At 61.9% G+C, this 12,733-nt stretch carries 13 protein-coding genes and 1 pseudogene; 7 read left to right on the forward strand and 7 right to left on the reverse strand.

Annotation, left to right across the window (positions count from 1 at the left end):
* Positions 1-519 (reverse strand): universal stress protein, encoded by a 519-nt coding sequence (locus tag C8K18_RS05245; RefSeq protein WP_107706867.1) that lies wholly within the window; start codon positions 517-519, stop codon positions 1-3.
* A gap of 202 nt (positions 520-721) precedes the next feature.
* Between C8K18_RS05245 and C8K18_RS05250 the strand changes: the two genes are divergently transcribed.
* On the forward strand, positions 722-907 hold the full coding sequence (locus tag C8K18_RS05250; RefSeq protein ID WP_006049524.1) for a hypothetical protein: 186 nt from the start codon (positions 722-724) through the stop codon (positions 905-907).
* A 49-nt stretch (positions 908-956) separates the two neighbouring features.
* Here the strand turns inward: C8K18_RS05250 and C8K18_RS05255 are convergent, their stop codons facing one another.
* Positions 957-1,274, reverse strand: coding sequence for a DUF1840 domain-containing protein (locus C8K18_RS05255; RefSeq protein WP_006049525.1), 318 nt, complete (start codon positions 1,272-1,274; stop codon positions 957-959).
* 300 nt (positions 1,275-1,574) lie between these two features.
* On the opposite strand from C8K18_RS05255, the gene C8K18_RS05260 reads away from it, so the two are divergent.
* The 3 genes from C8K18_RS05260 (at position 1,575) to C8K18_RS05270 (ending at position 5,053) form a co-directional block, all read left to right on the forward strand.
* Positions 1,575-2,741, forward strand: coding sequence for an HPP family protein (locus C8K18_RS05260; protein WP_181324821.1), 1,167 nt, complete (start codon positions 1,575-1,577; stop codon positions 2,739-2,741).
* Between the two features lie 93 nt (positions 2,742-2,834).
* Positions 2,835-3,251: a MarR family winged helix-turn-helix transcriptional regulator gene (locus tag C8K18_RS05265; RefSeq protein ID WP_006049527.1), complete on the forward strand. Its 417-nt coding sequence runs from the start codon at positions 2,835-2,837 to the stop codon at positions 3,249-3,251.
* A gap of 2 nt (positions 3,252-3,253) precedes the next feature.
* A complete protein-coding gene (locus C8K18_RS05270) occupies positions 3,254-5,053 on the forward strand; it encodes a chloride channel protein (protein WP_006049528.1) in 1,800 nt (599 codons plus the stop codon).
* Between the two features lie 30 nt (positions 5,054-5,083).
* Here the strand turns inward: C8K18_RS05270 and C8K18_RS05275 are convergent, their stop codons facing one another.
* Entirely contained in the window at positions 5,084-5,629 is a 546-nt protein-coding gene (locus C8K18_RS05275; protein ID WP_006049529.1) for a DUF488 family protein, read from the reverse strand.
* A gap of 195 nt (positions 5,630-5,824) precedes the next feature.
* Between C8K18_RS05275 and C8K18_RS05280 the strand changes: the two genes are divergently transcribed.
* Both C8K18_RS05280 and C8K18_RS05285 read left to right on the forward strand, forming a co-directional pair.
* Positions 5,825-6,916 carry a putative zinc-binding metallopeptidase gene (locus C8K18_RS05280; protein ID WP_006049530.1) on the forward strand — a complete coding sequence of 364 codons (1,092 nt, stop codon included), beginning with the start codon at positions 5,825-5,827 and terminating at the stop codon, positions 6,914-6,916.
* Between the two features lie 237 nt (positions 6,917-7,153).
* Positions 7,154-9,001 carry a hypothetical protein gene (locus C8K18_RS05285; protein ID WP_006049531.1) on the forward strand — a complete coding sequence of 616 codons (1,848 nt, stop codon included), beginning with the start codon at positions 7,154-7,156 and terminating at the stop codon, positions 8,999-9,001.
* A gap of 78 nt (positions 9,002-9,079) precedes the next feature.
* Here the strand turns inward: C8K18_RS05285 and C8K18_RS05290 are convergent.
* Both C8K18_RS05290 and phaP read right to left on the reverse strand, forming a co-directional pair.
* Positions 9,080-9,421 (reverse strand): annotated as a pseudogene (locus C8K18_RS05290) (DUF3443 family protein); the annotation flags it as partial.
* 160 nt (positions 9,422-9,581) lie between these two features.
* The gene (phaP, locus tag C8K18_RS05295) at positions 9,582-10,013 is read right to left on the reverse strand and encodes a phasin family protein (protein WP_107706869.1); all 432 of its coding nucleotides are present in this window, start codon (positions 10,011-10,013) and stop codon (positions 9,582-9,584) included.
* Between the two features lie 380 nt (positions 10,014-10,393).
* Here phaP and C8K18_RS05300 point away from each other — a divergent pair, with 380 nt between their 5' ends.
* Positions 10,394-10,849 carry a hypothetical protein gene (locus C8K18_RS05300; RefSeq protein ID WP_006049534.1) on the forward strand — a complete coding sequence of 152 codons (456 nt, stop codon included), beginning with the start codon at positions 10,394-10,396 and terminating at the stop codon, positions 10,847-10,849.
* A 255-nt stretch (positions 10,850-11,104) separates the two neighbouring features.
* Here the strand turns inward: C8K18_RS05300 and C8K18_RS05305 are convergent, their stop codons facing one another.
* Both C8K18_RS05305 and C8K18_RS05310 read right to left on the reverse strand, forming a co-directional pair.
* On the reverse strand, positions 11,105-11,497 hold the full coding sequence (locus tag C8K18_RS05305; RefSeq protein ID WP_006049535.1) for a response regulator: 393 nt from the start codon (positions 11,495-11,497) through the stop codon (positions 11,105-11,107).
* A 132-nt stretch (positions 11,498-11,629) separates the two neighbouring features.
* Positions 11,630-12,622, reverse strand: coding sequence for a LacI family DNA-binding transcriptional regulator (locus C8K18_RS05310; RefSeq protein WP_107706870.1), 993 nt, complete (start codon positions 12,620-12,622; stop codon positions 11,630-11,632).
* Positions 12,623-12,733: the final 111 nt, after the last annotated feature.

Below are 12,733 nucleotides of genomic sequence, written 5' to 3' on the forward strand. Positions count from 1 at the left end.
TCACGAATGCTCGACTGGAGACGTCGTTTCGCCGGGACTCGCGGCACCGCGTGATTCCGAGGCTGATTCCGCGGCCGATTCGGTTTGCGGCCCCATCGTGACGAGCACGCTGCAACTCACCCTGTCGAGCAACAGGCCATCGGTTCTGCCGCCCCACCATCGTGCGAGCCGGCCTGCCCGATGATGTCCCACGACAATCAGATCGACGTTCAGCTCTTTGGCGAAGTAAGGAATCTGATCGAGCGGATCGCCGATCGCAAAGTGCCCGGTCGCGTGAATGCCCTTGGCAGCCAGCTTTTTCAAGCCCTCGTCTAGCACGCTTTTGACCGAATCGTTAATCATATCCACCGGTATCGCCGACGTAATATCCGCGCCTTGCACCCACGCGGAATTGTCGATGACAGAGAGCACATGCACTTGCGCTGCGAGTTCTTGCGCAAGACGGGCACCGTCCGCAAGCGCGTGCTGCCCTTCGCGGGTTCCGTCATAACAGAGAAGAATGCGGTTGAAGGCCGACATGTCGTTCCTCCTCCAAGAAAAACGAACCTGCGCAATTCAGTATATGCCGCTTTGCGGCATAAGCGAGGTAGACCGCAACGCTGCTGTGCACGGCCTCCAAGTATTCATCGCCTGATACATCATAATATGACATATAATGAAGGCGAGCGTGATCTGCGCAACATGTTGTCGATGCCGGTCGCGCTTCCCGTGGGAGGATCAAATGATCATTGGCAACGATTTCGAAATCGGCTTTCTGCTGGTCGCCTTTGCGCTGCTCGGCATCATTCTGATCGGCGCGCTGCTCGACACGCTGCACCTGCAGAGACTGCATCCCCGGCTCATAGGCGCGACAGTCGGAGCGCTAGTCGGCTTCGCGCTGATCGAAGCCGTGCCGCTATTCACCTAGCCGATAAACGCGGCCGCAACATCTGAAGAACGCGTCGGCACGGCGGGGGTTACAGCCCCCAGATAATGTCCGCGCCGCGTTTGCGCGCCTCGCGCAACATATCCAGAAATGGCCATGCACGTTGCGAAAGCCCATTGCTCGGCTCACGCCGATTGCCAGGCGAGCGATGCAACGCCTCGAGCGCGACTTCGGCGCTGGCGTCTTCGGTAATGGCCGATTCCAGGCGGTTAATCGCGGCGGGCAATTCGTCGTGCATGATCACGCCCCGCTCGTTCAGACGCTTACCGATCAGCCCCAATAGATATTGGGCGAGGTCGCGAAGCATCACCACATCAGGTGACGCACTGGATTGAAAAGTGATCAGCATGATGGCTCCTTTTGCATACGCACGCAGCGCGGTTGAGTGCCGTTAGGCACCCATCCCGTTTATATCACAACGTGATTTAAATGACAGGTGAAATCGCGCCGCTAGCGCGGCCGGCGAATGGAGCCCAACGCCGTACTGATACGCTGCCCCGCTGAATCGGAACCCCTCGTCGTCTGCCCACGCGCGGGCCGTTTATATCATATTGAAATATAATCATGACCAGACGGTATTCGCGTTGCCCGGGGTTTCCCTGGTACCGTCGCACTCCAGCACAATCCACTCACTCGCCTTTTTCGCACCTTGTCCCGCTCTCTCGTCCTGCGCTGGCTGTCCAGCTTCGTCCCCGTACCAGTCACAGTGCAATGGCAGGAGCGCGCGCGTTCCTGTCTGGGCGCGCTGATCGGCATCGCGTTCACCGGCGGCTCGATGTACCTGCTGTTCGGACCCGGCGCGAACATTCCGCTGCTGGTTGCGCCGATGGGCGCTTCGGCCGTGCTGCTATTCGCGGTGCCGGCAAGTCCGCTGGCGCAGCCGTGGTCGATCATCGGCGGAAATCTGGTTTCGGCGACGATCGGCGTGACCTGCGCTAACGTGATTGCCGACCCGACACTCGCGGCCGCGCTGGCAGTCGCGCTGGCGATATGCGGGATGTTCGCGCTTCGCTGCGTGCATCCGCCCTCGGGCGCGGTCGCTTTGACCGCCGTGCTCGGCGGGCCGGCAATTCATGCGCTCGGCTACCGCTTCGTGCTCGAGCCGATCGCCGTGCAATCCGCCGCGTTGCTGGCCGCCGCCATCGCCTATCACGCGGCGACGGGCCACCGCTATCCGCATTCGGTGCGCGCGGCACGCGGCGCGCCGGGCAGTGCGGCCGACGCGTCGTCGCGCGCCGGCTTCACGCGCGCCCACCTCGAAGCGGTGCTCAGGCGGCGCAGCGAAATGCTCGACATCGATCCGGACGACCTCGAATCGCTGCTGCGCGAAACCCAGCTTCAGGCCTTCTCGCGCAGCTTCAACGAGTTGACCTGCGAGAACATCATGTCGCGCCACGTCGTGTCGGTATCGGCGGCGACGCGCGCGGTCGCCGCCTGGGCGCTGCTCAAGCGCAACAAGGTCAAAGCCCTGCCCGTGATCGACGCGGACCACACGCTGGTCGGCATCGTGACGCGTGCCGACCTCGTCGATAAAAGAATCTTTGGCCAGTTCGTGCCGTTCGTCGCCTATTTCGACGGTTGGCTGCGCGGCGATGCACTGCGTGCGCCGACCGTGGGCAGCGTGATGACGACCGACGTGTGCACCGTCAAAGTGAATGCGCCGATAACGGACCTCGTGCCGATGTTCGCGGACTACGGGCACCACCATATTCCTGTACTCGATGCCGCCGGACATGTAGTCGGCATGATTACGCAAGTCGATCTGATTTCCGGTCTTTATCGTCAGACCGTGGTGAAGGCGCAGCAGGCCGCCTAAGGATTGCGGCAAGCTATCGGCAGACGAATAGCACCGGTCGATTACATCATTTTGTGATATAATTTTTGTCTTCTTCAAGCAGGCAGACGAACAATGAAAGAACGGGCTCGCGGGCTGCGCAAAGCCGACTTTGAGCAACTGTCGGAGTTCCGCTATCAGATGCGGCGCTTCGAGCGGTTCTCGGAACAGGCCGCGCAGAGCGAAGGCATTACGCCGCTGCAGTATCTGTTGCTGCTGCACATCAAGGGCTATCCGGAGCGCGACTGGGCAACGGTCGGCGAACTGGCCGAGCGGCTTCAGGCTCAACATCACGGCGTCGTCGCGCTGGTGTCGCGTTGCGAGGCGCTCGAGCTCGTGCGCCGCCGGACTAGCGAGACCGACCGCCGCCAGGTTGAAGTGCACATTGAAAAAGCCGGTGAGCGGGTGCTTGCGAGACTCGCGGAACTGCACCGCGCCGAGCTGAAATCGCTGAAAGGCGCGTTCCAGGTTCCCCAGATCGACCTCGACTAACTATGACCATGGACTCCCACAAGCGCGACTTCTCCGCGAACGCACGGCTGCCAGGCATCTTCGCGCTCGCTGCGTGCATCGGCGCGGTCAGTACGCTGGCAGCATTCGTGCTGCTCAATCTGATTCATCTGTTCACGAACCTGTTCTTCTTCGGCACGCTGTCATTCGCCGAACATTCGCCGGCGCATAACAGCCTGGGCGGTTGGGTCATTGGCGTGCCGGTAGTCGGTGGACTGATTGTCGGATTGATGGCGCGCTTCGGCTCGGAGAAAATCCGCGGTCATGGCATTCCCGAGGCAATCGAAGCCATTCTCTTCGGCAAGAGCCGGATGTCGCCGAAAGTGGCGGTGCTCAAGCCGCTGTCGTCGGGCATAGTGATCGGCAGCGGCGGTCCGTTCGGCGCCGAGGGGCCGATCATCATGACGGGCGGCGCGCTCGGTTCGCTGATCGCGCAATGCTTCAAGGTCACGGCGGCGGAACGCAAGACGCTGCTCGTCGCAGGCGCCGCCGCGGGCATGACCGCCGTGTTCGGCACGCCGCTGGCGGCCGTGCTGCTGGCGGTCGAATTGCTGCTGTTCGAATGGCGGCCGCGCAGTTTCCTGCCGGTCGCTGTGGCCTGCGCGGTGGCCGGTTTTGCTCGCGCGGCATTCTTCGGCACGGGTCCGCTCTTCCCGCTCGAAACAGCCGCGCCCGATGGCTGGTCGCTATTTTCCTGCCTGATTGCAGGGCTTTTGTCCGGTGCGCTGGCGTCGGCACTGTCCGCCTCGCTCTACAAGACCGAAGATCTTTTCGGCAAACTGCCGATTCACTGGATGTGGTGGCCCGCGCTCGGCGGCATCGTCGTCGGTATCGGCGGATGGCTCGAACCGCGCGCGCTGGGCGTGGGCTATGACGTGATCGGCGATCTGCTGCATCAGCACATCGCGTTGCAGATCGCAATCGTGCTGCTCGCGGTGAAGGCCGTCATGTGGGTCGTCGCGCTCGGTTCCGGCACGTCCGGCGGCGTGCTCGCCCCGCTGCTGATGCTCGGCGCGGGGCTCGGCACCGTCCTCTCGCACTGGCTGCCGGGCAATGAGCCTGCGTTGTGGCCGCTCGTGTGCATGGCCGCGACGCTCGGCGCCACGCTCGGCGCGCCGCTCACCGCAATCGTGTTCGCTTTCGGGCTCACCCACGACAGCAACGCGCTGCTGCCGCTGCTCACTGCAACGCTCGTCGCGCATGGCTTCGCCACCGTGACCATGCGCCGCTCGATCATGACGGAAAAAATCGCGCGGCGCGGCTATCACATCTACCGTGAGTACGGCGTCGATCCGCTCGAGCGCCATCACGTGGATGAAGTGATGACCGCCTCGGTCGACTCGATCGATGCCGGCATGACGGTCGGCGCGGCGCTCGACACTTTCTTCGGCGCGAAGCAGACTCGCCGCGCGTATCCCGTCGTGCGTGAAGGCGCGGTAATCGGCGTGGCCGATCGCGCATTGCTCGAACAGTTCCGCGATGAGAACCCCGATTTGCGCACTGCCATGAACGTAGACAGTGTCTTCGAACGGCGCTCGCCGGTGTTCGCGTTGCCGACCGAAACATGCCGACTGGTTGCGACGAGACTTGCTGTGCACAGCCTCGAACGGCTGCCCGTCGTGGCGGATTCGAAGTCCATGCGTCTTGTTGGCATCGTCTCGCGCAGCGATCTCGTCAAGCCGTCGCTCACTTACTTCGAAGAAGAGCACAAGAAAGAGCGGTTCCGTCGTTTGACGCCGACGCGCGCGAAACGCCGCTTCGCTCCTATCGGCAAGGCCGGCTAAGCGCAACCGGCTAGCCGCAACGATTCCGCTTCAATGCGAAGCGGAATCCGCACGATAGATCAGCAGGCCGTCAGGCTGCGCCTGTGCAGCCGGCGTGATGGTTGCGGTGTCAACGTGCTGCGCGCTCAAGATGTGGCACACCGGTTCGCCGTGCATCAGCAGGTAATCGGTAATGATGCGCCGGTGGCAACGCCACCAGACTGCTTCGGAGCACATGATCGCGCAACGTCGGCGATGCCCCAGTTCCCGCAGTTCCGCCAGTCCCTTCTGAAAAGCGTCCGTCATTGCGTAATCGGCGTAGTTACGAAACGCGGGATGCGTCCAGTAGTCGTTCACAGACGGACCTTCGTCCTTGCGGCGCCCGCGCCGCCCACCCAGTTCCTCCAGATGCACGTAGTCGATATGAGCCGGCGCCAGCGACTCCGGCAACGTATCGCGGTTAAACTGCGGGTTCGTTCGCGAACGTGGAATGCTGCGCACGTCGACTAATACTTCGACGTCCGAATTTTCCAGCAGACCGATGAACTCGGAAAGCGCGCGCGTGGAATGCCCGATCGTGAAAAACGGCCGCGTCATGATCACCTCGTGACTTCGCAGTATGCAAAGGATTATATTGCCAGCAAGGCGTTGGCCGATTACCTGACTCGCTGCACATTCAGCACGCATCAGCCATGCCCGAAACCGGCGACGCCAGCGAAACGCGGCACGGACATTGCGCAAAGCCCAGGCTTCTTACTGGCACTTCAGGCCACTCACCGCTCGAGCTTCGTCATGAAAACGTTCCACTGCAACCGCTGCTCGCAACGAGTGTTCTTCGAAAACGTCCGCTGTGAACGCTGCGCGGCACTGCTCGGCTATCTGCCGCAACTGCGTGCAATCAGCGCGTTTGAAGATGCGGGCGAAGCGCGCTGGCGCAGCCTGCATCCCCAAGCAGACGGTGCGCTTTACAAGCAATGCCACAACTACGCGGTGGAAAACGTCTGCAACTGGATGATTCCGGCCGATTCGCCCGACACGCTATGCCGCGCCTGCCAACTGACGCGCACCATTCCGAATCTCAGCACGCCGGATAACCGGCTCTACTGGTATCGTCTGGAAGTGGCGAAACGGCGGCTGCTTTACACGCTCGCCGAACTCGGTCTCGACGTCAAATCGCGCCGGCAAGATCCGCAGCAAGGTCTCGCGTTCGAATTTCTCGAAGACAGTGGCGACGGTTCGCGTGTGATGACCGGCCACGACAACGGGCTTATCACGCTCAACATCGCCGAGGCCGACGACGCGCATCGCGAGAAAGTCCGCACTGCAATGGGCGAACCGTATCGCACGCTGCTCGGCCACTTCCGCCACGAAACCGGGCACTACTATTTCAGCCGGCTGATAGCGAACAATCCGCGCTGGCTCCCAGCGTTCCGCGAGCTTTTCGGCGACGAGCGCGCGAATTACGGCGACGCACTCGACACCTACTATCGTGTCGGCGCGCCGGCCGACTGGCAGGCGTCGTACATCAGTGCGTATGCAACGATGCATCCCTGGGAAGATTGGGCGGAGACATGGGCGCATTATCTGATGATCGTCGACGTGCTCGACACCTCGACCGCGTATGGCATCGCGCTGCTTTCCGACGATCCGCGCGAGCCCACGCTGACTGACCGCACGCCCGTTGAAAACGCGAGCTTCGATACGCTCATGAAGCGCTGGTTTCCGCTCACCTACGCCTTGAACGGCCTGAATCGCAGCCTCGGCATGCCGGACGGCTATCCATTCGCGTTGGCCGCGCCCGTCGTGGACAAACTGCGCTTCGTGCATCGCGTGATCGCGGAAGCGGGGGACAAATCGCCGGCTTCGCCGCCAGCACAGCACTAGCAGCGCCGGAGTCCGCGCTCACAGCCGCGCCGGCCTGCAGGAGTCGTCCAGGAGTTCCGTCTCAAAAATAAGACTGCTCCTAGATACCTGCCCGCTCAAATCTCTGAAAATCGTATTTAGCCGACGAGACATGCGTCGCAGTCTGATCCAGGCTGCCCGCATTTCCGCCGCTCGCGTTTTCCATTGATTACGACGGCCGCGCAGAACACCGCAAGCCGCTCACTACTGACCACGGCCATGAGCACACAATTTTCCCTCGATCGTTTCGAATCCCAGGTCCACGCCGGCGACTACGACGCCGCGCATGAAGAGTTCGCCGCACTGCTGGACACCCTGCGGCAAAATCGCGGCGGGCTCGGTATCGAGCGCTTTGCGAAAAACCGCCCGAATCCCGCCGACGACGAAGCCGCGCGGCAAACGCTGCAGCGCATCGCGGACGCCTTCACTGCGCTGCTCTCGGCACCGGAATACGCGCTTGACGCCGACAGGATCAACGTCATGTTCTGCGGCCGTTCCTGGATCGATATGATTTTCGCGGTGAGTTCGTACGGTTCGACGGACCACATCGTCGAGAAACTGCTCGAGACGTCGCGTGACAGCGACGACGCCGCGGCTCGCGACGTATTGACCCGCAAGCAACTCGTGCTCTACACGTCCGGCTCGAAGTACGACATCGATTTCGAGGAACTTCACAAGTGCGACCCCGTGCTTGCGACGAGTCTCGCCATTTCAATCGTCAGTGCCGCGGTACATATCTCTCCCGCTGCGCACGACAAGCGCGAACGTCTGCTCGAATGGCTTCCGGCAAAGGTCGACTTGGTGGAAGACCTGGACGATCTGCCGGCCAACGCGGTTTTCGGCTCGTATATGCACTGCAGCTATTCCACTTCGCCGAAGCGGCATGAGCTCAAGCGCAGCATCAGTCGTCTGGTACGCAAAAAGCTGGAGACCCTCGAGTTGTTGGGACCTGAATCCAGCGTTGCCCATAGGCCAGTTAAAGGCCGCAAGCCAATCATGCTTGTCGTGCTCGAATGGTTTTCCGGCGGCCATTCTATTTACCGGACGCATTCGCGCACCATGCTCGCGGCACGCGAACATTTCGAAGTCGTCGCGTTCGGCGAAGATCAGCACGTGGACGAAACCGGGCGCGCGGTTTTCGACCGCTTCATCGAGTTCGAGCATCCGGAGTTTATCGGCGACTGCATTCGGCAGATTCAGGAATTCGCCGAGCGGGAACGACCCGACGTGCTGTATATGCCGAGCGTCGGCATGTTCGCGCACACCATCTTTCTATCGAACCTGCGCGTTGCGCCGTTGCAGATTGCCGGACTCGGCCATCCCGCGACCATGCATTCCGCGCACATCGACTATGTGAGTGTCGAGGACGATTTTGTGGGCGACCCGGCGTGCTTCAGCGAGAAGTTGCTTCGTCTTCCGAAGGATGGACAGCCGTATGTGCCTTCAAAACTGCTGACGCCCATCACGGCATCCGTTCCCGAACGTCGCGACGTCGTGCATATCGGCGTGACGGCAAGCGCCATGAAAATCAACCCGGACTTTCTCGAGACATGTAAAGCGATCGTGCAGACAGCGCGTGTGCCGGTGCACTTCCACTTCATGACCGCCTGGAGCGAAAGCATCGATCTGGCCTACGTCAGGAAATCGATTCATGCAACGCTGCCCGAATCCGACGTGGACGTGTACGGCTCGCTCTCCTATCCGAACTATCTGAAAGTACTGAACGGCCTGGACATGTTCGTGAGCCCCTTCCCGTTCGGCAACACCAACGGTATCGTCGATTCATTCACGATGGGTCTGCCGGGCGTCAATCTTTGCGGGCCGGAAGTCTTCGAACATATCGACCGCGGACTTTTCGAGCGCGCGGGTCTGCCAGACTGGCTCACGACCTACTCCAAGGACGAATACGTGAAAGCCGCAGCACGTCTCGCAGAACAGCACGACGAACGCGAAGCGCTGCGCCGGCGGCTGATCGAAGATAAAGCCGTCGAGCGGATCTTTAAGGGCCGCCCGCAGGCATTCGGCAAATCCGTACTCAAGCTGCTACAAGAGTTGGACAAGCAATAAAGAACAGCAGGTCAAACGAGAGCCACACCGGCCTATAAGCCGGTGTGGCTTTTTTTATTGGCCGACTCTCGCAACGGTTCAATACGCGACGTAAGGCCCGACGCCGCTCGGTGTGGCCTGCTGCTCGATGGCGGCGTACACGTTGCGTCCATAGAAGAACGGCAAGCCCCAATCGAAAATCGACGATGTCACGAAAACGGGCCCTGCCAGCAGCGGCAATGCGGAGTCGCCGGCATAGGTCTGCGCAACCGTATTCGCATTGGCCACGCTGAAATTCACCGCGCTCGTCGCGCCGTTCGCGCCTTCGATCATCGCGCTCAACTGCTGTGTCGAAGACGGGCAGTAATACGCGTTGTTCGGACTCGCGCAAACCGGCAACACGCTGCTTCCGAAAAGGAGCCCCGTGGCACGCAGCGAAGCGAACGATGTAAGCGCGCGCTGAAATTTCCGCCGCTTTAAACGAGCAACGACGAGCGCGGCACATGAAAAAGCCGCGAAACGTTCGCCGGATTTCGACGACCTTCCGCGGCCTGGCTTGCGAACGGCATCAGCCGTCCGCGAGCGGCAGACTACTGGGCAATCACGTCTTCTGCTGTTGCTGCTGCAAAAGCGAGCGCAATTCCTGCAAGTTTTTTTCGACGCGTTTTGCGATCACCGCATACGACTCCGCTTGCGTCTGATACGCCGCCTGCGCGAGCTGCTGCATGTCCGCGAGCGACTTGTGCAGGCTTTGCTGGATCAGCTCCGCGGTTTTTGGCGAAGGCGTGCTGCCGCTTGCCGATAGTTGCGTCGTCAGCGATTGCAACTCGGCCAGCGTCGTGCGCAACATCTCCGCCTGTTTCTGCGCGAGCGACTGCATGCCTTGAAACGCAGTCTGATTCGCCTGAACCAGTGCTTCGACATCCTTGCGCCGTGCTTCCATGATGGCGGGCACGTCGAAGCCGGGCAGCTTGAACTGCTCGAGCATTTTGGTGAAATCGCCAAACGGATTGGCGGTATCAGGTCGGTCCATGCGAAATCCTCCTTTACGGTTGAACGATCGCCGGCGGCGCTGCGCCGCATGATTCACGCGACGCAAACACAGACACACACGCAAACGCAGGCGCTCCCGGTGCGCCGCGCCCCTGCGGCCGCGCTGCGCGGTTGCGGGGTCGGACGGCACATTGCGTCCATCATGCGCCATCCGACGTCATTGCGCCAGCGCATGCGCCGTTCCACGCGCCGTGCGAAGTTCTTCGCGGCGCGTCTCCATCCGCATGCACACGCGCATCGGCAGCAAGAGTTCGTAAGTGTGCGGACACGCGTTCGTAACCCGCGGCGACGGTGTCTCGTCTATCTTTTCGATGAACCGGCGCACTGTCGCGCCGGCATTTGTCGAATGGGAGCGACGTGATGAAAAAACAGATATTGGGCGCGGCGCTGGCCGCCGCGATAAACCTCGCCGCAATCGCGGCAACAACCGCATCGGCAGAAGAAAACGCGCCGCAGCCCGCGCACGCGCAAGGCGATGCGCCGCATGGACCTCATGCCGCGATGGAGCCCGCCGGTCCAATCGGCCCGATGGGTCCCGGCTTCGCAGTCGTCAACGATCTCGAACAGTTGCGCCGTCTCTACGCGCTGAGCGGACGACCGGGCGACATCGTCGCGGTCTATCACGACGTGCTGAACAAAACGCAGGATCCGATGCTGCGCCACTACGTGTACGACTCGCTCGCGCGCGAGCAGTTGAAGCCCGCCAATCCCGAGCAGGCAATCGCCACGTTGCGCACGAGCCTGTCGGAAGACCTCGCGGCAATCGACAAGCTGCCGCGGCCGCCGTTCGATCGCGCGCCGCAAAGCAAGCCCTAGCAAACACGCATCGGCAACTGGAAGCGCTACCGCAAACACGCTCGCGCCGACGTTCTTCGCGCAGCGTTGGTTCTCCCACATTGCTGTTCACTGGCCGCTTTTTCGTCTTCCCTCTGTTGATTAGGATAAGGACTGTTTAAACGTCAGTGCGGGTGAAGCATGCGCTATCCAGTCGATGTGGCCGTCGCCGCCGGGTTGCTGGTGTTCGTGCTGTGCTGCATCGTCACGCTCGCCTTGCACTGATCGATCGCATGCTCAGTTTCTCTCGCGCCACAGCGTGCGCATCAAGGCGAGCAGCACGTTAGGCGCGGTGCCCTTCTGACAATAGCCGTCGAAATTGTGTCGGCCGCGGCCGGTCTCCCGCACGTGTTCCTCATCGAGCGAAGTGAACGCAACAATGCCGAGGCTCGGCGTGGGCAGATAGCTGCGCAGCGCGCTTGCTGTTTCGTAGCCGTCGCGCCCCGGCATCATGATGTCGAGCACGACCACGTCGGGCACCCAGTCTTTTACGCACGCGAGCGCCTCGTCACAGCCGTTCGCCGAGCGCGCTTCCACACCTTCATACGATAGATACGTCGCGAGCGCTTCGGCCGCATCCTCGTTGTCGTCGACCACGAGGACACGCGGCACCTCGTGTAATACCCGCACCTGGCGGGCGCTCCACCTTTGACAGGTACTCGTTGTTGCTGACATGTATGGCGACCTGCGAGAGAAAAACCATCGCGATCCAGCAAGTGGCATACCAAATGGCCGTGAACGTGGCCGGTGAAGCGCGAAGCGCTAGCACGCCGCCGTGGACCCGCGAACCACGAGATCGCCAGGCAGCACGAGCGAACGTGTGGACATGGAAGGATCGGCGAGACGCTGGGTAAGCAATTGCATGGCGATCTTGCCGATCTCATACACCGGCTGCGCGACGACGGTGATGCCCGGCGTGACGAGGTCGGTCCACGCGTCGTTGTCGAAACCGGCGAGCGCGATGTCGGTTCCAGGCGTTACGCCGCGCGCGCGCATCTCGCGATACGCGCCGAGCAGCAACAGCCCGTTGCTCGCGACAATCGCATCGGGCCGCGTATCCGCGTCGCGCGCGAGCCACGCGCCGACATGCTCGAGCGCGCTCGCCGGGTTCGGTTCGACGAATTCCGCCAGCACCGGCAAACCGTGTCGGCCAAGCGCGTGCGCAAAACCATCGTGACGCTCGCGGCCCGTGGTGCTCGCGTTGCCGAATAGCCCGGCGATGCGCCGGTAGCCGCGCCCCACCAGATGCTCGACGAGGCGCGCCGCCGCGTCGCGGTTATCGAGCACGACGGCATCCGCGCTGCCCGCCGGCCCGGCGCGGTCGATCATCACCACGGGAAAGTCATAGGCCTGCGCCTTGAAACGCTGCGCCGCGTCGTGCGTCGGCGAATAGATGCAACCCGTGACGCGCTCCTCTTCCATCAGCCGCAGATACATGGCCTCTTTCTCGGCGTTTTCGTCCGTGTTGCAGAGGATCACGCGCAAGCCCTGCTGATAGGCGGCGTCTTCGACGGCGCGGCTGACTTCGGTGAAAAACGGATTGCGCACGTCCGATACGATCAGGCCGATGGTCGCCGTATCGCCGGAACGCAGACGCCGCGCCGCCGCGTTCGGCCGATAACCCAATTGCTCGATCGCGCCCAGCACGCGCTGACGCACCGCATCGCGCACCGGCCCATTGTTCGACAGCACGCGCGAAACCGTCGTGACCGACACGCCGGCGGCTTGCGCAACATCCTTGATTCGTAGATTCATGAAAGTGGTATCGATTCCTCGAATCGCTCGGTATTTTCCCTGGATTGCCCGACGACCTCGGCATTTGCCCGCTGTCGCCGGACACAGGCTGCTCGGCTCTTTCGAGCCATT

Source organism: Paraburkholderia sp. GV068, from assembly GCF_003058125.1.
Classification (GTDB): Bacteria; Pseudomonadota; Gammaproteobacteria; order Burkholderiales; family Burkholderiaceae; genus Paraburkholderia; species Paraburkholderia graminis.

What these genes read in the sequence shown, in the direction of transcription:
- C8K18_RS05245 (WP_107706867.1), bottom strand. Translation starts at nt 519, where the DNA reads ATGTCGGCCTTCAACCGCATTCTTCTCTGTTATGACGGAACCCGCGAA.
- C8K18_RS05250 (WP_006049524.1), top strand. Translation starts at nt 722, where the DNA reads ATGATCATTGGCAACGATTTCGAAATCGGCTTTCTGCTGGTCGCCTTT.
- C8K18_RS05255 (WP_006049525.1), bottom strand. Translation starts at nt 1,274, where the DNA reads ATGCTGATCACTTTTCAATCCAGTGCGTCACCTGATGTGGTGATGCTT.
- C8K18_RS05265 (WP_006049527.1), top strand. Translation starts at nt 2,835, where the DNA reads ATGAAAGAACGGGCTCGCGGGCTGCGCAAAGCCGACTTTGAGCAACTG.
- C8K18_RS05270 (WP_006049528.1), top strand. Translation starts at nt 3,254, where the DNA reads ATGACCATGGACTCCCACAAGCGCGACTTCTCCGCGAACGCACGGCTG.
- C8K18_RS05275 (WP_006049529.1), bottom strand. Translation starts at nt 5,629, where the DNA reads ATGACGCGGCCGTTTTTCACGATCGGGCATTCCACGCGCGCGCTTTCC.
- C8K18_RS05280 (WP_006049530.1), top strand. Translation starts at nt 5,825, where the DNA reads ATGAAAACGTTCCACTGCAACCGCTGCTCGCAACGAGTGTTCTTCGAA.
- C8K18_RS05285 (WP_006049531.1), top strand. Translation starts at nt 7,154, where the DNA reads ATGAGCACACAATTTTCCCTCGATCGTTTCGAATCCCAGGTCCACGCC.
- phaP (WP_107706869.1), bottom strand. Translation starts at nt 10,013, where the DNA reads ATGGACCGACCTGATACCGCCAATCCGTTTGGCGATTTCACCAAAATG.
- C8K18_RS05300 (WP_006049534.1), top strand. Translation starts at nt 10,394, where the DNA reads ATGAAAAAACAGATATTGGGCGCGGCGCTGGCCGCCGCGATAAACCTC.
- C8K18_RS05310 (WP_107706870.1), bottom strand. Translation starts at nt 12,622, where the DNA reads ATGAATCTACGAATCAAGGATGTTGCGCAAGCCGCCGGCGTGTCGGTC.